The 19799-nt window shown below is 72.3% G+C and carries 20 protein-coding genes; 9 read left to right on the top strand and 11 right to left on the bottom strand.

Going from position 1 to position 19799, the window contains the following annotated elements; translation table 11 throughout:
• Positions 1–155: 155 nt before the first annotated feature.
• Together recA and recX are read left to right on the top strand one after the other, a co-directional pair.
• Positions 156–1286 (top strand): recombinase RecA, encoded by a 1131-nt coding sequence (recA, locus tag ACH4N1_RS33365; protein WP_398103953.1) that lies wholly within the window; start codon positions 156–158, stop codon positions 1284–1286.
• 8 nt (positions 1287–1294) lie between these two features.
• On the top strand, positions 1295–2083 hold the full coding sequence (gene recX / locus ACH4N1_RS33360; protein WP_398103950.1) for a recombination regulator RecX: 789 nt from the start codon (positions 1295–1297) through the stop codon (positions 2081–2083).
• A gap of 624 nt (positions 2084–2707) precedes the next feature.
• Here the strand turns inward: recX and ACH4N1_RS33355 are convergent.
• From ACH4N1_RS33355 to ACH4N1_RS33320, 8 genes are all read right to left on the bottom strand, one after another.
• Positions 2708–3130, bottom strand: coding sequence for a rhodanese-like domain-containing protein (locus ACH4N1_RS33355; RefSeq protein ID WP_398104002.1), 423 nt, complete (start codon positions 3128–3130; stop codon positions 2708–2710).
• Positions 3131–3159: 29 nt separating this feature from the next.
• Positions 3160–3699, bottom strand: coding sequence for a cysteine dioxygenase (locus ACH4N1_RS33350; protein WP_398103947.1), 540 nt, complete (start codon positions 3697–3699; stop codon positions 3160–3162).
• Between the two features lie 82 nt (positions 3700–3781).
• Positions 3782–3853, bottom strand: coding sequence for a putative leader peptide (locus tag ACH4N1_RS33345; RefSeq protein WP_309544753.1), 72 nt, complete (start codon positions 3851–3853; stop codon positions 3782–3784).
• A gap of 237 nt (positions 3854–4090) precedes the next feature.
• The gene (locus ACH4N1_RS33340) at positions 4091–5692 is read right to left on the bottom strand and encodes an FAD-dependent monooxygenase (RefSeq protein ID WP_398103944.1); all 1602 of its coding nucleotides are present in this window, start codon (positions 5690–5692) and stop codon (positions 4091–4093) included.
• A gap of 175 nt (positions 5693–5867) precedes the next feature.
• Entirely contained in the window at positions 5868–6767 is a 900-nt protein-coding gene (locus ACH4N1_RS33335) for an amino acid ABC transporter permease (protein ID WP_398103941.1), read from the bottom strand.
• On the bottom strand, positions 6764–7432 hold the full coding sequence (locus ACH4N1_RS33330) for an amino acid ABC transporter permease (protein WP_392246484.1): 669 nt from the start codon (positions 7430–7432) through the stop codon (positions 6764–6766). The genes ACH4N1_RS33335 and ACH4N1_RS33330 overlap by 4 nt, the downstream gene beginning before the upstream one ends.
• Positions 7433–7564: 132 nt before the next feature.
• Complete coding sequence (locus tag ACH4N1_RS33325; RefSeq protein WP_398103938.1) at positions 7565–8410, bottom strand: glutamate ABC transporter substrate-binding protein; 846 nt, start codon at positions 8408–8410, stop codon at positions 7565–7567.
• Positions 8411–8501: 91 nt separating this feature from the next.
• Complete coding sequence (locus tag ACH4N1_RS33320) at positions 8502–9278, bottom strand: amino acid ABC transporter ATP-binding protein (protein ID WP_398103935.1); 777 nt, start codon at positions 9276–9278, stop codon at positions 8502–8504.
• A gap of 325 nt (positions 9279–9603) precedes the next feature.
• On the opposite strand from ACH4N1_RS33320, the gene ACH4N1_RS33315 reads away from it, so the two are divergent.
• Both ACH4N1_RS33315 and ACH4N1_RS33310 read left to right on the top strand, forming a co-directional pair.
• On the top strand, positions 9604–10287 hold the full coding sequence (locus ACH4N1_RS33315) for a response regulator transcription factor (protein WP_363091952.1): 684 nt from the start codon (positions 9604–9606) through the stop codon (positions 10285–10287).
• Between the two features lie 9 nt (positions 10288–10296).
• Positions 10297–11709 carry an ATP-binding protein gene (locus tag ACH4N1_RS33310; RefSeq protein ID WP_398103932.1) on the top strand — a complete coding sequence of 471 codons (1413 nt, stop codon included), beginning with the start codon at positions 10297–10299 and terminating at the stop codon, positions 11707–11709.
• A gap of 11 nt (positions 11710–11720) precedes the next feature.
• Here ACH4N1_RS33310 and ACH4N1_RS33305 read toward each other — a convergent pair whose 3' ends face one another.
• Entirely contained in the window at positions 11721–12719 is a 999-nt protein-coding gene (locus ACH4N1_RS33305; protein WP_398103929.1) for a TAXI family TRAP transporter solute-binding subunit, read from the bottom strand.
• 99 nt (positions 12720–12818) lie between these two features.
• Between ACH4N1_RS33305 and ACH4N1_RS33300 the strand changes: the two genes are divergently transcribed.
• A complete protein-coding gene (locus ACH4N1_RS33300) occupies positions 12819–13226 on the top strand; it encodes a MazG nucleotide pyrophosphohydrolase domain-containing protein (protein WP_398103926.1) in 408 nt (135 codons plus the stop codon).
• A gap of 213 nt (positions 13227–13439) precedes the next feature.
• Here the strand turns inward: ACH4N1_RS33300 and ACH4N1_RS33295 are convergent, their stop codons facing one another.
• Together ACH4N1_RS33295 and ACH4N1_RS33290 are read right to left on the bottom strand one after the other, a co-directional pair.
• On the bottom strand, positions 13440–14666 hold the full coding sequence (locus ACH4N1_RS33295; protein WP_398103923.1) for a cation:proton antiporter: 1227 nt from the start codon (positions 14664–14666) through the stop codon (positions 13440–13442).
• 4 nt (positions 14667–14670) lie between these two features.
• Positions 14671–15156, bottom strand: a complete 486-nt coding sequence (locus tag ACH4N1_RS33290; RefSeq protein WP_398103920.1) for a cation:proton antiporter regulatory subunit — start codon at positions 15154–15156, stop codon at positions 14671–14673.
• A 346-nt stretch (positions 15157–15502) separates the two neighbouring features.
• Between ACH4N1_RS33290 and ACH4N1_RS33285 the strand changes: the two genes are divergently transcribed.
• The 4 genes from ACH4N1_RS33285 (at position 15503) to ACH4N1_RS33270 (ending at position 19711) form a co-directional block, all read left to right on the top strand.
• Positions 15503–16534 (top strand): sensor histidine kinase, encoded by a 1032-nt coding sequence (locus ACH4N1_RS33285; RefSeq protein ID WP_398103917.1) that lies wholly within the window; start codon positions 15503–15505, stop codon positions 16532–16534.
• Positions 16535–16610: 76 nt separating this feature from the next.
• Positions 16611–17282 carry a response regulator gene (locus tag ACH4N1_RS33280; protein WP_398103914.1) on the top strand — a complete coding sequence of 224 codons (672 nt, stop codon included), beginning with the start codon at positions 16611–16613 and terminating at the stop codon, positions 17280–17282.
• 97 nt (positions 17283–17379) lie between these two features.
• Positions 17380–18909: a tRNA (N6-isopentenyl adenosine(37)-C2)-methylthiotransferase MiaB gene (gene miaB, locus ACH4N1_RS33275; protein WP_398103911.1), complete on the top strand. Its 1530-nt coding sequence runs from the start codon at positions 17380–17382 to the stop codon at positions 18907–18909.
• 85 nt (positions 18910–18994) lie between these two features.
• The gene (locus ACH4N1_RS33270; RefSeq protein ID WP_398103908.1) at positions 18995–19711 is read left to right on the top strand and encodes a class III extradiol dioxygenase subunit B-like domain-containing protein; all 717 of its coding nucleotides are present in this window, start codon (positions 18995–18997) and stop codon (positions 19709–19711) included.
• The last annotated feature ends 88 nt before the right edge of the window (positions 19712–19799 follow it).

Raw genomic sequence — 19799 nt, 5'->3', positions numbered from 1 at the left:
CTCCGGCGAGGCTATCGGCGGACACTTCGTCCCGGTTTGAGTGGGTGAATGTCCGAGTTATCCACAGGCCGGGCCGACGTCGAGGCGCATTGTCAGTGGCAGGCGTTAGCGTCTTTGACGTGAAGCGATCGACTCAAGCAAATCGGGTGGAACCCATGGCAGGCACCGACCGCGAGAAGGCCCTGGACGCCGCACTCGCACAGATTGAACGGCAATTCGGCAAGGGCGCGGTCATGCGCATGGGTGACCGGTCGAAGGAGCCCATCGAGGTCATCCCGACCGGGTCGACCGCGCTCGACGTGGCCCTCGGCGTCGGCGGTCTGCCGCGCGGCCGTGTCATCGAGGTCTACGGACCCGAGTCCTCCGGCAAGACGACCCTGACCCTGCACGCGGTGGCGAACGCCCAGAGGGCCGGCGGCCAGGTGGCGTTCGTGGACGCCGAGCACGCCCTCGACCCCGAGTACGCGCAGAAGCTCGGCGTGGACATCGACAACCTGATCCTGTCCCAGCCGGACAACGGCGAGCAGGCCCTGGAGATCGTGGACATGCTCGTCCGCTCCGGGGCCCTCGACCTGATCGTCATCGACTCCGTCGCCGCGCTCGTCCCGCGTGCGGAGATCGAGGGCGAGATGGGCGACAGCCACGTGGGTCTGCAGGCCCGTCTGATGAGCCAGGCCCTGCGGAAGATCACCAGCGCGCTCAACCAGTCCAAGACCACCGCGATCTTCATCAACCAGCTCCGCGAGAAGATCGGTGTGATGTTCGGCTCCCCGGAGACCACGACCGGTGGCCGGGCGCTGAAGTTCTACGCCTCCGTACGGCTCGACATCCGGCGCATCGAGACGCTGAAGGACGGCACCGACGCGGTCGGCAACCGCACCCGCGTCAAGGTCGTCAAGAACAAGGTCGCGCCGCCCTTCAAGCAGGCCGAGTTCGACATCCTCTACGGGCAGGGCATCAGCCGTGAGGGCGGCCTGATCGACATGGGCGTGGAGCACGGCTTCGTCCGCAAGGCCGGCGCCTGGTACACGTACGAGGGCGACCAGCTCGGCCAGGGCAAGGAGAACGCCCGCAACTTCCTCAAGGACAACCCCGACCTCGCCAACGAGATCGAGAGGAAGATCAAGGAAAAGCTGGGGGTGGGCGTACGCCCCGAGCAGCCCGCCGAGGCCACGGGCACGGATGACGCGGCCACCCCGGGCGCACCGGCGGCTGACGCGGTCAAGACGGTTCCCGCTTCCGCAGCCAAGGCCACCAAGACCAAGGCCGCGGCTGCCAAGAGCTGAGCCGACCCGTGACACGACGAACGGACTGGGCCGAGTACGACGCCCGCCCCGGAATCCTCCCCCTGCCGGGGAGCGGGGACGGTGACGGCCTGGCCCGGGGCGATGAAGACCGGCCGGACAGCGGGTTCCCCGGGGACGACGGATCGGCCGGCGCAGGCCGGTCCCGTGGCCGCCGCGGAGGACGCGGTGGCCAGGACGGTTCGCGGGGCGGGCGCCGTCGGCGCGGCTTCGGAGAACCGTCCGCCGAGGACGAAGACACCTCTGCCTCGTCGAGGGCCGAGAAGGGGGAGTCTTCAGGGGACCCGGCTGAGCGGGCACGGGCGATCTGCCTGCGCCTGCTCACCGGGACCCCGCGCACCCGGAAGCAGCTCGCCGACGCCCTGAGCAAGCGGGAGATCCCCGACGACGTGGCGGAGGAGGTGCTCTCACGGTTCGAGGAGGTCGGACTGATCAACGACAGCGCCTTCGCGGACGCCTGGGTGGAGTCCCGGCACCACGGCCGCGGTCTGGCCCGGCGGGCGCTCGCACAGGAGCTGCGCACCAAGGGCGTCGACCCGGCCCTGATCGGCGAGGCGGTCGACCGGCTCGACCCCGAGCGGGAGGAGGCCACCGCCCGCGAACTGGTCGCCCGCAAGCTGCGCTCGACCCGTGGACTCGACCGTGACAAGCGGCTGCGCCGTCTCGCCGGGATGCTCGCGCGCAAGGGCTATCCCCAGGGCATGGCCCTGCGAGTGGTCCGGCAGGCGCTCGAGGAGGAGGGCGAGGACACGGAATTCCTGGAGGACGGGGATCTCTGACCTCCGGAACGGAATCCTTCGAGGGCGAGGGCGAGGGCGAGGGCGAGAGGGGCCGGGGCGGCGGAGACGGAGGCGTGGGCTCCTCCTCTCCCGCGGTTCCTTGCCGACGACCCGTCAGGTCGGGTGGTCGTGCCGTGCCTCGCCGACTTTCCCGCAGGGGTGACAGTCCCCACGAAGGCGCCTTCCCGTCCGTCGGACGGTCCGGCGTCAGAGGCTCGTCGACGCGGCCGGTGCCCAGGACGTAGGACGTCAGGATCGTGACGGTCAACGGCGCCGACGAGGCGCTGGCCGCCCTGAAGGACGGCCGCTTCGCCGCCACCGTCTCCGACTCGGCGACGGACAGCGGCGAACCGGCCGTGGAGAACCGGCCGTGGAGAACCGGCCGTGGAGAACCGGCCGTGGAGAACGTCGTCTCCCTGCTCCGTCACGAGAGGGCCGACAAGAACGACGAGACCCGGGGTGCGGTCGGTGACCAGGGACAACGCGGACACCGCCCCGCTGTACCGCCCGCCCGAGGGCTGATCCCACGCGCGCGTGCCGCGACTGTCCCCGCTCCGATGAGTCCTGGAGGATCGCTGCCACGGCGGCCGTTCCCGAGACGCCCGTTCCTGAGACGCCCGTTCTCTAGTGCGTCACCGGCAGCCCCGTCGACCGCCACGCCTGGAACCCGCCCACGAGGTCGGTGGCCCGCCTGAGCCCCAGCTGGTGCAGGGACGCGGCCGCCAGGCTCGACGCGTAGCCCTCGTTGCAGATCACGACGATCCGAAGGTCGTGACCGGTGGCCTCGGGGGCACGGTGGCTGCCCTGCGGGTCGAGCCGCCACTCCAGTTCGTTGCGCTCGACGACCAGGGCGCCGGGGATCAGCCCGTCCCGCTCGCGCAGGGCCGCGTACCGGATGTCCACGAGGAGTGCCTCGCCCGCGCGGGCGGCCTCGTAAGCCTCCCGCGCCTCCACGCGCGCGTACCCGGCCCGTACCCGCTCCAGCAACTCGTCGATGCCCACGGGCCGCTCGTCCTTCCCTCCGGCGCCTTCCCGCGCGGCACCCATCGCCACGTCACCGCCCGCCGCGCCGCCGCTCACTGCCAGTCCTCGGGCCGCTCGACCTGCTCCAGGCGCAGCACCTGGCCCGTGCGGCTGTACCGCCGGATCCTCGGCAGGGGCGGATAATAGGCGTGCACGGAGACCGCGTGCTCGTCGAGGGACTCGTTGAGGACCTCGTGGACGTGGTGGCGTCCGAAGGCGCGCCCCTTCCCGGCCGACAGCCGGCGCTCCCGGTCCACGCCCTCCGACAGTTCCAGGGTCTTCCAGCCGTCCGTGGGCAGCCGCGCGGCGAGCGAGTTCTCCTTCAGCTCGCCGCGGGCGGTGAGGAAGGCGCCCACCGAGTCGGCGTGGTCGTGCCAGCCGGTGCCGGTGCCGGGCGGCCAGCCGATCAGCCAGGCCTCGCTGCCGCCGGGGCCCTCCAGGCGCACCCAGGTGCGCCCTTCCGGATCGAGGGGGAGCGAGGCGATCAGCGCGGTGTCGGCGGCCGTGCGCCGTACGAAGTCGAGGAGATCCGCCTGCGTGGGCGCGGCGACGGATGCGGACAGCGCGGGGGACGCGGAGGGGAAGACAGACACGGGTACCGTCCTGGGGCGTTCGCGGGAGCGTGCGGCCGCACGAGAGCGCGGCGGCGCGCGCCTGGGGAAAGGGGGTGCGAATTCAGCAGGACGGACGACACACGCAGCCCGCATAGCGGACGAGGTCCATATGGACCCTCCGCCACAGGCGCACACAGGTGTCGGTCACGATCGGGAGTAGACCATGCCGGGGTGAGCCGGTCAACCGACCGTCACCATGTGGACCCCGGTGTGACGGTGAGGCGGATCAGCGGATCATCACACCGGACAGGGATGTCCGGCACCCCGTCGACGGCGCCGCCTCCAGCCCCTCCCGGTCACGTCACCGGGCCCCACCTCTCGGCTCCCGCCCCTTCCCGCCCGCTTCCCCCGCCCCCGCCTCCGCGGCTCCTCACCTGGCCCCGGCCCCCGCCTCGGCCTCCTCCTCCGCGGCTCCTCCCACCGCTGCCTCCGCCGCCGCGTACAGATCGGCCGGCCGTACCCCGCTCAGCGCGGTGACCAGGTGGCCGTCGGGCCGGATCAGCAGGACGGTGTGGGCGGCCGCGCCCGGATAGCTCTCGGCGACCAGCAGTTCGGCCGGGCTCGGCAGCGCCGTCACCGCGGCGGCGAGCCGGGGCATGATCCCGGCGCCCACCCAGTGCCGGCGCTCCCAGACGCCGGTGCCCGGCGCGATCAGCAGGACGATCAGGGCTCCCCGGCCGAGCCGGTCCCGCAGCCGTACGAAGGAGCCGTCCTCGGCGGTGACGCGGACGTCCGTGACGGGTGCGCCGGGGGGCGTGTCCACCGGCACCTCCGCCTCCAGGCTCCGGGGCGCGAGCGGGGAGGCGGCGTACGCGCCCGGCGCGCCCAGCCGGCCGCGCCCCAGGTGGCCGTCGGTGAGCAGGGCGTCGTGGGCGCGGGTGGCGCCGGGGACGTACGCCCTTATGCCGGGGCCGCCGCGCAGTGTCGGCAGGATCTGGTCGGCGGCGCGCAGCCGGGCGGCGACGACCGCGCGCCGCTCCGCCTGGTAGCTGTCGAGCAGTGCCTCGTGCGGGCCGTGGTGCCAGGCCAGGGCCAGCTTCCAGGCGAGGTTGTCGGCATCCCGCAGGCCCTCGTCCAGCCCCTGGGTGCCGAAGGCGCCGAGGAGGTGGGCGGCGTCCCCGGCGAGGAAGACCCGCCCGGCGCGCCAGCGGCGGGCCAGCCGGTGGTGGACGGTGTGGACACCGGTGTCGAGCAGCTCGTACGCCGGGGTGGTGCCGCCGTTCCAGCCCGCGAGGGTCTCGCGGACGCGGGCGACCAGCAGTTCGGGGGTGACGAGGTCCTTGCCGGGCGGCAGCAGCCAGTCCAGGCGCCAGACGCCTTCCGGCAGCGGACGTCCGGTGATCTCCCCGGCGGAGGGGCCGGAGGTCCGCCACGGGGGTGTCCGGTGGAGCAACGCCCGGTCGTCCCAGGGGAGTTCCGTGCGCAGCGCGGCGACGGCGTGCCGCTCCACCGCCGTACGGCCGGGGAAGCGGATGTCGAGGAGCTTGCGGACCGTGGAGCGGGGGCCGTCGCAGCCCACCAGGTGACTGCCGCGCCACCAGGTGGCCTTGGGGCCGCGGGTGTGGGCCGTGACCCCGGAGGGTTCCTGCTCGAGGCCGTCCAGGCGGCTCTCCACGGCGACGCGGACGAGCCGCTCGCCGGCCAGGGCCGCGCGCAGGGTGTCGGTCAGCAGGTGCTGGGGGATGTGCAGCGGAGCCGGGTCGGCGTCGTCGAACGTGATCTCCTGTGTCACCTGCTTGCGCCGCATCGACCGCCAACCGGCCCAGCGGACGCCCGCCCCGGCGAGCGGGGTGCCGGTGAGCCGCTCGAGCAGGGCGGCGGTGTCCTCGCGGAGCACGACCGTGCGCGCGAGCCGCGGCTCGTCCTTGCCCGGCCCCTCGTCGAGGACCACCGAGGGCACCTCCTGACGCGCCAGCGCCAGGGCGAGCGTGAGCCCGACGGGCCCCGCTCCGACGATGATCACCGGGTCCACGGCGTGGCGCCCCCTGCCCGTGACGGTGTCCCGAGGGACGTAGGTGAACAAGGGGTAGGAGCAGGGTGCACGATCACAGAACGTATGCAACCCATTGCCACAGCTCGCGTCAAGTGACGGAGGCAGCGGCGCGCACGCCACTGCCTCCGTACAGGTCACGCCGGGTGAGTGAGGGTCAGACCGCCCGGCCCGTTCCGTGGCTGCCGGCGATCGCGGCGGGGTTGTCCTCGACCTCGTCCGGGTCGAGCACCGCGCCCGTGCCGCGCTTGCTGCGGCGCAGCCGGGCCTCCAGCCAGGAGGCGAAGGAGGTGAGGACGAAGTTGACGACGATGTAGATGAGCGCCACGACGATGAAGCTGGGGACGACGTTGGCGTAGTTCGCCGCGAGCGTGCTGCGGGCGTTGAGCAGCTCGGTGAACCCGAGCAGCACACCGCCGAGCGCGGTGTCCTTCACGATGACCACGAGCTGGCTGACGATGGCCGGCAGCATCGCGGTGACGGCCTGCGGCAGCAGGATGCTGGTCATCGTCTGGCCCTTGCGCAGGCCGATCGCGAACGCGGCCTCCGTCTGGCCCCTGGGCAGGGAGAGGATGCCGGCCCGGACGACCTCGGCGAGGACCGAGGCGTTGTAGAGCACGAGGCCGGTGACGACCGCGTACAGGGGACGGTCCTCGCTGGTGATGTCGGAGGAGCGGACGTACAGCTCGTTGGCGAACAGCATCAGCAGCAGCACCGGGATGGCCCGGAAGAACTCGACCACCGCGCCGGCCGGGACGCGCACCCAGCGGTGGTCGGACATCCGCAGGATGCCGAGGAGCGCGCCCAGGGGAAGGGCGATGACCATGGCGAGCGCCGCGGCCTTCATGGTGTTCGCGAGGCCCGGCAGCAGATAGGTCGTCCAGGCCTGGGACGTGGTGAACGGCTCCCACAGGGCCCATTCGAGCTGCTTCTTGTCGTCCATCTTCTGCCACACCCACCACAGGGCCAGGGCGAGCAGTGCGAAGAAGACGACGGACAGGACCAGGTTGCGCCGTTTGGCGCGGGGCCCGGGGGCGTCGTAGAGGACCGAGCTCATCGCTTCACCGCCAGTCGCTTGCCGAGCCAGCCGAGCAGCAGGCCGGTGGGAAGGGTAAGGACCACGAAACCGAAGGCGAAGACCGCGCCGATGGCCAGCGTCTGGGCCTCGTTCTCGATCATTTCCTTCATCAGGAAGGCGGCTTCGGCCACGCTGATGGCGGCCGCCACGGTGGTGTTCTTGGTCAGGGCGATCAGGACGTTGGTCAGCGGGCCGATGACCGAGCGGAACGCCTGCGGCAGGATGACGAGCCGCAGCGTCTGGCTGAAGCTCAGCCCGATCGCGCGCGCCGCCTCGGCCTGGCCGAGGGGCACGGTGTTGATGCCGGACCGGATCGACTCGCAGACGAAGGCCGCCGTGTAGGCGACCAGACCGAGCACCGCGAGGCGGAAGCCCTGGAGGGCGAAGTCGTCGGACGCGCCCATCGTCATGCCGAAGATGTCGGCGAGGCCGAGCGAGGTGAAGACGATGATGACCGTCAGAGGGATGTTCCGGACGATGTTGACGTAGGCGGTGCCGAACCCGCGCATCAGCGGGACCGGGCTGACGCGCATGGCGGCCAGCAGGGTGCCCCAGACCAGGGAGCCGACGGCGGAGAAGACGGTCAGTTTGACCGTCATCCAGAACGCCGCGAGGACGTCGTAGCCTTCAAGAAAGTCGAACACGATCTCCCGCGCTTCCGGGTGTGTGGCGTACGTGGAGGGCGTGGCGCGCCGTCCGCCGTGATCGCGACGACGGACGGCGCGCCCGCGGAACCCCACGCCGGGCGCGGGATTCCTGAGGCGGCGGGTGCCGGGTTACTTGACGATGACGCCGATCTTCGGGGCCTGCTCGTTCTTGTACTCGGCCGGGCCGAAGTTCTCCTTGACGGCCTTGTCCCACGAGCCGTCGCTGACCATCTTCTCCAGCGCGGCGTTGATCTTGTCGACGGTGGCCTTGTCGCCCTTCTTGACGCCGACGCCGTAGTTCTCGTTCGAGAGCTTCTCGCCCACGAGCTTGAACTGGCCCTTGTACTTGTCCTGCGCGGCGAAGCCCGCGAGGATCGAGTCGTCGGTGGTCACCGCGTCGACGGAGCCGCTCTGGAGGGCGGCGATGCACTCCGAGTAACCGGCCAGCTGCTTCAGGTTGGCCTTCGGGGCGATCTTGTCCCGGACGTTCTGCGCCGACGTCGAGCCGGTCACCGAACACAGGTTCTTGCCGTTGAGGTCCGCGCCCTTGGCGATCTTGGAGTCCTTCTTCACCAGCAGGTCCTGGTGGGCCAGCAGGTAGGGGCCGGCGAAGTCGACCTTCTTGGCGCGCTCGTCGTTGATCGAGTAGGTGGCCGTGATGAACTTGACGTCGCCGCGGGAGAGCGCGTTCTCGCGGTCGGCGCTCTTGGTCTCGACGAACTCGATCTGGTCGGGCTTGTAGCCGAGCTCCTTGGCCACGTACGTCGCCACGTCCACGTCGAAGCCGGAGAAGGAACCGTCGGGCTCCTTCAGGCCGAGACCCGGCTGGTCGTACTTGATGCCGACCTTGATCTTGTCGCCGCCGCCGCTGGAGCCGCTGCCCGCGTCGTCCTTGTCGTCGGAGCCGCAGGCGGTGGCGGCGAGGGCGAGGGCGAGGACGGCGGCCGAGGCGGCGGAGACCTTGCGAAGCTTCATGATCAACTTCCTTTGGGTGATGCCTTCGATGAAGGAGAGGTGCGAGCCGTCGAGAGGCGGGTGACGCTGGTCGCGGGCGCGCGGGGCGCCGTCAGTGGTGCAGGATCTTGGACAGGAAGTCCTTGGCGCGGTCGCTGCGCGGATTGCTGAAGAACTGGTCCGGCGAAGCCTGTTCGACGATGCGGCCGTCCGCCATGAACACCACGCGGTTTGCGGCCGATCGTGCGAAGCCCATCTCGTGGGTGACGACGATCATGGTCATGCCGTCCCGGGCGAGCTGCTGCATGACCTCCAGCACCTCGTTGATCATCTCCGGGTCCAGGGCGGAGGTCGGCTCGTCGAAGAGCATCACCTTGGGGTTCATGGCCAGGGCGCGCGCGATGGCCACGCGCTGCTGCTGGCCGCCGGAGAGCTGTGCGGGGTACTTGTCGGCCTGGCTGGCCACGCCGACGCGGTCGAGCAGGGCGCGCGCGTTCTCCTCGGCCTTCTTCTTGTCGGCCTTGCGGACCTTGATCTGGCCCAGCATCACGTTCTGCAGCACGGTCTTGTGCGCGAACAGGTTGAACGACTGGAAGACCATGCCGACGTCGGCGCGCAGCCGGGCCAACTGCTTGCCCTCCTGGGGCAGCGGCTTCCCGTCGATCGTGATCGAACCCTCGTCGATCGTCTCCAGGCGGTTGATGGTGCGGCACAGCGTGGACTTGCCGGACCCGGAGGGTCCGATCACCACGACGACCTCACCACGCTCGATGGTCAGATCGATGTCCTGGAGAACGTGCAACGCGCCGAAATGCTTGTTGACGCTCTTCAGGACGACCAGTTCGCCGGGTGCGGCCGCGTCTTCCTTGGCCACCGATACTTCGGTCATCGCTTTCGGGCTCCGTCCTCCTCGGTTTCGGAGGACAGTAGTGACCCCTCACGATCAGCGTCATTACATCTGAGGGGAATCTGAGCATCACGATCCGATAGCAATCGGACACGTGTCGTAGCACCGGGGACCTGGGACCGTATCGGGCGGATAACGGAAGCCCCGCGCAACCGGAACCCACTTGACGGCGTCCTCGTCCATCAGCATGACTGCCATGGTGCACGCGCGCGTGCACCGCGCTTTTCGCCCACCGAAACCGTACGCCTGGGTCGTACGAATTTGTACAGAACCAGATGGTACGCCCGATGAACCGGAGGAGGCCGGGATGAGACTGCTGCTCGTCGAGGACGACAACCACGTCGCCGCCGCGCTGTCCGCGGTCCTGAAGCGGCACGGTTTCGACGTCACCCACGCGCGCAGCGGCGAGGAGGCCCTCCAGGCGCTCGTCCCGGAGGGGCCCGGCTTCGGCGTCGTCCTGCTCGACCTCGGCCTGCCCGACCAGGACGGCTACGAGGTCTGCGGCAAGATCCGCAAGCGCACCGCCACCCCCGTGATCATGGTGACGGCCCGCTCCGACGTGCGCTCCCGCATCCACGGCCTCAACCTGGGCGCCGACGACTACGTGGTGAAGCCGTACGACACCGGTGAGCTGCTCGCCCGCATCCACGCCGTCAGCCGGCGCACCGTCCCCGAGGACGCGGCGGCCGCGGGGGACGGCGAGCTGCTGCTCGGGCCCGTGCACATCGAACTGCCCACCCGGCGCGTCACCGTGGAGGGCGCCGTCGTCCAGCTGACCCGCAAGGAGTTCGACCTGCTGGCGCTGCTCGCCCAGCGCCCCGGCGTGGTCTTCCGGCGGGAGCAGATCATCAGCGAGGTGTGGCGCACGAGCTGGGAGGGGACCGGGCGGACCCTGGAGGTGCACGTCGCCTCCCTGCGCGCCAAACTGCGCATGCCTGCCCTGATCGAGACCGTGCGCGGCGTCGGCTACCGGCTCGTGGCCCCGGCCTAGCGGGGACCGTTGCGCACACGTCTCCTGCCGCTGCTCATCGTCCTGATGGCGGCCGTGCTGCTCGCCCTGGGCGTGCCGCTGGCGGTCAGCGTGGCCCGCGCCGAGCAACAGGACGTGGTCGTCGACCGCATCGACGACACGGCACGGTTCGCCGCCCTCGCCCAGTTCGTCACCGTCCCGGCCGGTGCCTCCGACCCGATCTCCACGACCACCGACGAGCGGCGCGCGACGCTGATCCGCGAGCTGGCCAACTACTACGACGTCTACGGCATCCGTGCCGGTGTCTTCTACGGCAGCGACACCCCCATGGCCCACGCGCCGAGGGACTGGTACCTCCCCGAAAAGGGCGAGGTGCGGGACGCGTTCGAGGAGGCGCTGCTGAGCCGGCGCAGCCACGACCCCCAGCAGGTGTGGCCCTGGCAGCGCAACCGGCTCGTGGTGGCGTCCCCGGTGATCCGGGACGGCGACGTCGTCGCGGTCGTCGTCACCGACTCGCCCACCGGGGCGATGCGTTCGCGCATCCTGCACGGCTGGCTGGTCGTCGGCGCCGGCGAGATCGCGGCGATGCTGCTCGCCATCGGGGCGGCCCTGCGGCTGACCGGCTGGGTGCTCAGGCCCGTGCGGGTCCTGGACGCCACCACCCACGACATCGCCACCGGCCGCCTGAAGTCCCGGGTCGCGGTCGCCAGCGGTCCGCCGGAACTCAGGCGGCTGGCCCGGTCGTTCAACGAGATGGCGGACAACGTCGAGGACGTGCTGGAGCAGCAGCGCGCCTTCGTCGCCGACGCTTCGCACCAGCTGCGCAACCCGCTCGCGGCGCTGCTGCTGCGCATCGAACTGCTCGGCTACGAACTTCCGGAGGGCAACGAGGAGATCGCGTCCGTGCAGAGCGAGGGCAAACGCCTCGCCCAGGTCCTGGACGACCTGCTCGACCTGGCCCTGGCCGAACACACCCAGGCGGACCTGCGGATCACCGACATCGGCGCGCTGACCGCCGAGCGCGTCGCCGCCTGGGCGCCCACCGCCGGGGCCAAGGGGGTCCGCCTGACCGGCGACTGCCCGCCCACCACGGCCTGGGCCGACCCGGTCACGCTCTCCAGCGCCCTGGACGCGGTGATCGACAACGCGGTCAAGTTCACGCCGGAGGGCGAGCACGTCGAGGTGACGGTCGCCGTCGACGGCGAGGTCTCGACCGTCGTCGTCACCGACCACGGCCCCGGCCTCACCGACGAGGAGCTCCAGCGCGTCGGCGACCGCTTCTGGCGCAGCGGCCGGCACCAGAACGTCAAGGGCTCCGGCCTCGGCCTGTCCATCTCCCGCGCCCTGCTCGCGGCCGGCGGCGGCACGATCGCGTACGACCACCACGAGCCCACCGGGCTGAAGGTGACGGTGTCCGTGCCGAGGTCCAGGCCGGTGGCCTGAGACCGGCCCCGCTACGGCTTGACGGAGCGGTAGTAGCGCCGGGCGCCCTCGTGCAGGGGCAGGGGGTCGGTGTAGATGGCCGTGCGCAGGTCGACCAGCTGGGCGGAGTGCACGTGCCGTCCGATCCCGTCGCGGCTCTTGATCACGGTCCGCGTCAGCCACTCGGTGAGCCTGGGGTCCACGTCCGTGCGGGTCACCAGCAGGTTGGACACCGCGATCGTCGGCACCGTGGAGCCGTTCTGGATGATCGGATAGGCGGACTCGGGCATGTTGGTGGCCCGGTAGTAGCCCGTCGCGTCGTCCTGCTGGTGCATCTTGGCCACCAGCGCGGCGTCGATCGGCACGAACCGGAAGGTGAAGCCGTCGGCCAGCCTCTCCAGACCGGCCGTCGGCACCCCGCCGGACCAGAAGAACGCGTCGATCTTCCGCTGCTTCAGCCGTTCCGGGCCGGTGTCTATGCCCTCCGACACGGCCCTGATGTCCTTCGCCGGGTCCACGCCCGCCGCCCTGAGGACCCGCTCGGCGATCAGCCGCACCCCCGAACGGGGCAGCCCGGTCGCGACCGTCCGTCCCTTCAGGTCGGCCACGGTCCGCACGTCCGAGTCGCGCGGCACGACCAGCTGCACGTAGTCGTCGTACAGCCGGGCGACCCCGCGTAGCCGGGCGACCGCGTCGCGGTGTTCCCGCTCGTACGTCTCCACCGCGTCGGCCGCGGCGATGGTGAAGTCGGCCTGCCCGGTCGCCACGCGCGCGACGTTCTCCTGCGAACCGTTGCTGGTGGTCAGGTTCACGTCCAGGCCGGGCATGTCCTCGGCCAGCTCGGTGCGCAGCCGGCTGCCGTACTCGTGGTAGACGCCGCTCGTGGTGCCCGTGCTGAAGGTGATGCTGCCGCTCGGCGGGGCCTCGCCCAGCGGCAGCAGCCACCACAGCAGCAGCCCGAGGACGACGACGGCGGCGGCCGCGCCCTGCGCGGCCCGGCGTCTGCCGACGGGAGGGAACACCTTGGACATGCGCGCGATCCTGCCAGGTGGGGCGGCGAACTGGCCAGGGCGGGGCACACCGGGCGGTGCCCGCAGTGACTGTCAGTGGCCGCCGATACAGTCGGTCGCATGAGTTCTTCGCCCGCCGACCTGGTCCGTCAGTTCCACCTCGCCTTCGGTCTCGACGCCCGCAGCACGCCGACGGAGGTGCCGGCCGGCCTCGCCGCGCATCGCGGGGAACTGCTCGCCGAGGAGGCCGCCGAGGTGGCCGAGGTGTCGGTGGACGGGCCCCTGGACCGCCTCGCGCACGAACTGGCCGACGTCGTCTACGTCGCGTACGGCACGGCCCTGGTGCACGGCATCGACCTCGACGCGGTGATAGCCGAGATCCACCGCTCCAACATGACCAAGCTCGGCCCCGACGGGCAGGTCGCCCGCCGGGCGGACGGCAAGGTCCTCAAGGGCGAGCACTACGAGGCACCGGACGTGTCGGCGGTGCTGCGCCGCCAGCGGTGGGTCCCCGGCGGCGCGGCCTGACGGTCCTCGGAGCGGCGTGGGGCGCCGCCGACCGGCGGCAGGCCCGGCCGCCGGGCCGGCGAACGCGCCCCGCGGCCGGTGGCGAGGCGCGGTTCGCCGCACGCGCCGGTCTCCGTGGTGAGGACCGCCCTCACGTGACCGCTGCCGGAGGCCCGCACCCGGGCGACCGGCGCCCGTGGCGCGGCGCGCGCCCCGTGGATGCCGTCCCGTTCCTCAGTCGCCCACCGGCGCCTCCGCGCGCGGCTCGGCCGCCCGCTCCGGCGACGGGGTCCGGCGCGCTTCGCGCAGGCGGGTCCAGCGGGTCGCCAGGGGTTCCGTGTAGCGGGCGGTGAGCGGGCCCAGGACGACCAGGATCAGGACGTACGCCGTCGCCAGCGGGCCCAGGGACGGTTCGATGCCGGCGGTGACCGCCAGCCCCGCGATGACGATGGAGAACTCCCCGCGCGCCACCAGGGCGCCGCCCGCGCGCCAGCGGCCCTTGACCGAGATGCCGGCGCGCCGCGCCGCCCAGTGCCCGGTCGCGATCTTCGTCGCGGCCGTCACGACCGCCAGCAGCAGGGCGGGCAGCAGGACCGGAGGAATGCTGGCGGGATCGGTGTGCAGCCCGAAGAACACGAAGAAGACGGCCGCGAACAGGTCCCGCAGAGGACTCAGCAGGGTGTGCGCGCCCTCCGCCACCTCACCGGACAGCGCGATGCCGACCAGGAACGCGCCGACCGCCGCCGACACCTGGAGCTGCTGCGCCACCCCGGCGACCAGGATCGTCAGCCCCAGGACCACGAGCAGCAGTTTCTCCGGGTCGTCGCTCGAGACGAAACGGGAGACGACCCGGCCGTAGCGCACCGCCGCGAACAGGACGAGGCCCGCCGCGCCCAGCGCGATCGCCAGGGTCACGCTGCCGGCCGCCAGCCCCACGCCGGCCACCAGTGCGGTGACGATCGGCAGGTAGACCGCCATGGCCAGGTCCTCCAGCACCAGGACGCTCAGGATCACCGGCGTCTCCCGGTTGCCGACCCGGCCCAGATCGCCCAGCACCTTGGCGATCACCCCGGACGAGGAGATCCAGGTGACGCCCGCCAGCACCACGGCCGCCACCGGGCCCCAGCCCAGCAGCAGCGCGGCGGCGGCGCCCGGCAGCGCGTTGAGGGTGAAGTCCACTAGGCCGGAGGGGTAGTGGGCCTTGAGGTTGGAGACCAGATCGCTGGCCGTGTACTCCAGGCCGAGCATGAGCAGCAGCAGGATGACGCCGATCTCGGCGCCGGTGGCCACGAACTCCTCGCTCGCGCCCAGCGGGAGCAGCCCGCCCTTGCCGAAGGCCAGACCGGCGAGCAGGTAGAGGGGGATCGGCGAGAACCGGAAGCGGGCGGCGAACCGGCCGAGCAGTCCGAGGGCCAGAATGATGGAACCGAACTCGATCAGCAGGACCGCGGAGGAGTGCACCGGTTCACTCCCGACCGAGGATCGCCGCGGCCGCGTCCACGCCCTCGCGGGTGCCGATCACGATCAGGGTGTCGCCGCCCGCCAGCCGGAAGTCCGGCGTCGGCGAGGGAATCGCCTCGGCCCGCCGCAGCACCGCCACGATCGACGCGCCGGTCTCCGTGCGCATCCGGGTGTCGCCCAGCAGCCGCCCGTTCCAGCGGGACGTCGCGGCCACCTCGACGCGCTCGGCGACCAGCCCGAGGCCGGTCGTGTAGAGCAGGCTCGCGCTGTGGTGGGACGGCTTCAGCGCGTCGATCAGCGAGCCCGCCTCGGCGCCGGACAGGCGCAGCGACTGGGCGCAGGAATCCGGGTCGTCGGCCCGGTACACGCTCACCGTCCGGGTTCCGTCACGGTGGGCCACCACGGACAGGTGGCGCTGCTCCCGCGTCACGAGGTCGTACTGGACGCCGATGCCTGGCAGCGGCGTCGTCCGGAGGCGTGGAGCGGACACGGTTTCTTCCCCTTGAGGTCGTGGACGGTCGATGCCGGCGCTGATGACGGCGCGGAGCCCTCGCGGTACCGGTACCGGCCCGCGAGGGCGCTGGTGGCCGGTGCCGGAGCGGTCCTCGGGACCGTCGGTCGTCAGTGCGCCGACGCGCCATGCTGCCATCCCGCCGTACGGTGACGACATGGGTGTCGTCACGGATGGACAAGGCCGGCGCAGGACGGAGATGCTGGTCAGGGCGGTGCCATGGTCCCGGCCGGGCCGACCGGGCACGGCCCGGTCGTCGCGGGGCGACCGGCCGACGACGAGGACCGGGGGAGCCGGGGGAGCCGGGAGAGGAGGAGTCGCACACGTGTCGTTGTTCTGGCGGATCTTCGCCCTCAACGCCGTCGGCCTGGTGGCGGCCGCCGCGCTGCTCCTGGGGCCGGTCACCGTCTCCACGCCCGTCCTGCCGGCCGAGGCGTTCGTCGTCGTGGCGGGCCTGGCCTCGCTGCTGGCCGTCAACGCGGTCGTGCTGCGCGTCGGACTCGCCCCGCTCGGGCGGCTGGGCCGGGCCATGAGCGACGCCGACCTGCTGCACCCCGGCGCCCGTGCCGTCGTCTCCGGCCCGGTCGAGACGGCCGAGCTGATCACGACGTACAACGCCATGCTCGACCGGCTGGAATCGGAGCGGGCGAACAGCGCCGCCCGCGCCCTGTCCGCCCAGGAGGGCGAACGCCACCGCATCGCCCGCGAACTGCACGACGAGGTCGGCCAGACCCTCACCGCCGTACTCCTCCAGCTCAAGCGCGTCGCCGACCGGGCCCCCGACGACCTGCGCGACGAGGTGGGGCAGGCGCAGGAGGCCACGCGCGCGGGACTGGACGAGATCCGCCGGATCGCCCGCCGTCTGCGCCCCGGTGTCCTGGACGAACTCGGCCTGGTCAGCGCCCTGCGCTCGCTCGCCGCCGAGTTCACCACCCACGGGCTGACGGTCCGCCCCGACCTGCGGCCCGGCCTGCCCCCGCTGACCGAGGAGACCGAACTGGTGCTTTACCGGGTCGCCCAGGAAGCCCTGACCAACACCGCCCGGCACGCGGGCGCCGACCGCGCCGAACTCCGTCTCCGTCCCGTCGCCGACGGCGTCGAACTCCTCGTGCGGGACAACGGCCGGGGTCCCGGGGCGACCGCGGGGGAGGGGGCCGGGGTCCTGGGGATGCGGGAACGGGCACTGCTGATCGGAGCGACGTTCACCTTCGGGCCCGGCCTCGGCGGCGGGACCGCCGTACGCCTGCGGACCGCGCCCGCCGCGGCCGTCCCGTCCACCACCGCCCCGTCCACCACCACGCCGTCCGCCGCTGCCCCGCCCACCACCGCGCCGCCCGCGGGAGGCGGCTTCCGGTGACCGGGGGCCGTCCGCCCCGGCGCGGGTCCTCGCCGCTCAGCCACCACGCCCGCCCCACCGTCCCCGGAGGCCGCCGATGACCGACGCGTCCGCACCGACCCGCGTGCTCCTCGCCGACGACCACACCCTCGTGCGCCGCGGAGTGCGGCTCATCCTGGACGGTGAACCCGATCTGACGGTCGTGGCGGAGGCGGGAGACGGGGCCGAGGCGGTCGAGCGGGCCCGCGCGGGAGACATCGACCTGGCCGTCCTGGACGTGGCCATGCCGAGGATGACCGGTCTCCAGGCGGCCCGCGAACTCTCCCGGCGGCTGCCCGGCCTGCGGATCCTGATCCTCACCATGTACGACAACGAGCAGTACTTCTTCGAGGCCCTCAAGGCCGGCGCGGGCGGGTACGTGCTGAAGTCCGTCGCCGACCGGGACCTCGTCGAGGCGTGCCGGGCGGCCGTGCGCGACGAGCCGTTCATCTACCCGGGCGCGGAGCGCGCGCTCGTGCGGTCGTACCTCGAACGGCTGCACCGCGGCGCCGGCGTGGACGGTCTGCCCGACCGGCCCATCACCGAGCGCGAGGAGGAGATCCTCAAGCTCGTCGCCGAGGGACACACCTCCAAGGAGATCGGCGCGCTCCTCTTCATCAGCGCCAAGACCGTCGAACGGCACCGTGCCAACCTTCTCCAGAAGCTCGGCATGCGCGACCGCCTCGAACTCACGCGCTACGCCATCCGGGCGGGCCTGATCGACCCCTGACCCGGCCCCCGCCACCCGCCCGAGCGCGGCCGTCGCCCCCGTGGGCCCCGGAGCACCGGGCGGCAGGGGCCTCCCCGGGACCGCCTACCCTTGAGGCATGACCAGCAGCAGCGACCGGAGCCTCGCAGTGGACGTTCCCGCACCCAAGAGCTACGAGATCCGCACCTACGGGTGCCAGATGAACGTCCACGACTCCGAGCGATTGTCCGGGCTGCTCGAAGACGCCGGCTACGTGCGCGCCCCCGAGGGGTCGGACGGCGACGCCGACGTCGTCGTCTTCAACACGTGCGCCGTACGGGAGAACGCCGACAACCGGCTGTACGGCAACCTCGGCCGCCTCGCGCCGCGGAAGGCCTCGCGGCCCGGCATGCAGATCGCGGTCGGCGGCTGCCTGGCGCAGAAGGACCGCGACACCATCGTGAAGAAGGCCCCCTGGGTCGACGTCGTCTTCGGCACCCACAACATCGGCAAGCTCCCGGTCCTGCTGGAACGCGCGCGCGTGCAGGAGGAGGCGCAGGTCGAGATCGCCGAGTCCCTGGAGGCGTTCCCCTCGACGCTGCCCACGCGCCGCGAGAGCGCGTACGCGGCCTGGGTGTCGATCTCCGTCGGCTGCAACAACACCTGCACGTTCTGCATCGTCCCGGCCCTGCGCGGCAAGGAGAAGGACCGCCGCACCGGCGACATCCTCGCCGAGATCGACGCCCTGGTCGGCGAGGGCGTCAGCGAGATCACGCTGCTCGGCCAGAACGTCAACGCCTACGGCTCCGACATCGGCGACCGGGAGGCCTTCAGCAAGCTGCTGCGCGCGTGCGGGTCGATCGAGGGCCTCGAGCGCGTGCGGTTCACCTCGCCGCACCCGCGCGACTTCACCGACGACGTCATCGCAGCCATGGCCGAGACGCCGAACGTGATGCCGCAGCTGCACATGCCGCTCCAGTCCGGCTCGGACACCGTCCTGAAGGCGATGCGCCGCTCCTACCGCCAGGAGCGCTACCTCGGGATCATCGAGAAGGTCCGCGCGGCCATCCCGCACGCCGCGATCACCACCGACATCATCGTGGGCTTCCCCGGCGAGACCGAGGAGGACTTCGAGGAGACCCTGCACGTGGTGCGCGAGGCCCGGTTCGCCCAGGCCTTCACCTTCCAGTACTCCAAGCGGCCCGGCACCCCGGCCGCCACCATGGAGGACCAGATCCCCAAGGAGGTCGTCCAGGCGCGCTACGAGCGTCTCGTCGCCCTCCAGGAGGAGATCTCCTGGGAGGAGAACAAGAAGCAGGTCGGCCGCACCCTGGAGCTGATGGTCGCCGAGGGCGAGGGCCGCAAGGACGGCGCCACCCACCGCCTCTCCGGCCGCGCCCCCGACAACCGCCTCGTCCACTTCACCAAGCCCGACCAGGAGGTCCGCCCCGGCGACGTCGTCACGGTCGAGATCACCTACGCCGCCCCGCACCACCTCCTCGCCGAGGGCGCCGTCCTCGACGTGCGCCGCACGCGCGCGGGTGACGCCTGGGAGAAGCGCACCGCGGAGAAGGCGGCCAAGTCGGCCGGTGTCATGCTGGGCCTGCCCGGCATCGGCGCCCCCGCGCCGCTCCCGGTGGCCGACGGCAGCGGCTGCGGCCGCGACTGACCGGCGCTCCGCCCGCCCGCGTCCCGCAGGCGCACGCCGGTGCCGGCGCACGCGGGGCCCACGGCTCGGGGTTACCCTGCCGATCATGCTTGTCGCCGCCGCAGTCTGCCCCTGTCCGCCCCTGCTCGTGCCCGAGGTCGCCGCGGGCGCCGCACCCGAGCTGGACGCCGCGCGTACCGCCTGTTCGGACGCGTTGTCGGTGCTCGCCGCCGCCCGGCCGGACCGGCTCGTGGTGATCGGCCCCGTGGAGGAGGCCGGGCGAGGCGCGTATCCCGCGGGCACGCCGGGGTCCTTCCGCGGCTTCGGCGTGGATCTCGCCGTACGGCTCGGCGGGGCGGGCGCGGAGGACGCGTCCGGGCCCGGCCTGCCGCCCTCCCTGGCCGTGGGCGCCTGGCTGCTGGAGCGGGCCGGCTGGTCGGACGGCCCGGTCGAGGGACTCGGCGTGGAGGAGTCCCTCGCGCCCGGACGATGTGCCGAGGCCGGCCGGGAGATCGCCGCCCGGCCCGGTCGGACCGCGCTCCTGGTGATGGGCGACGCGAGCGCCTGCCGCACGCTGAAGGCGCCGGGCTATCTGGACGAGCGCGCGGCCCCTTTCGACGCCGAGGCCGGGCGGGCGCTCGGCGCCGCCGACATCGCGGCCCTGACGGCCCTCGACGCCGGACTGGCCGGTGAGCTGAAGGCGGCCGGGCGGGCCCCCTGGCAGGTGCTCGCGGGCGCGGCGCAGGACGCCGGCCTGTCCGGCACCCTGCTGTACGAGGACGCGCCGTACGGGGTCGGGTACGTGGTCGCGGCCTGGTCCTAGGGCGTGTCTGACAATTCGCGTCGGATCAGTGCGCGGCGTCTGGTGCGGTGCATCGCAAGGCGGAGGATCGCCCGTGTACTGGATGTAC

The sequence above is a fragment of the Streptomyces sp. NPDC017202 genome, assembly GCF_044331705.1.
Taxonomy (GTDB): Bacteria; Actinomycetota; Actinomycetes; order Streptomycetales; family Streptomycetaceae; genus Streptomyces.
The sequence above is the reverse complement of the archived record's forward strand: the minus strand, read 5'-3'. Positions and strand labels throughout refer to the sequence as shown.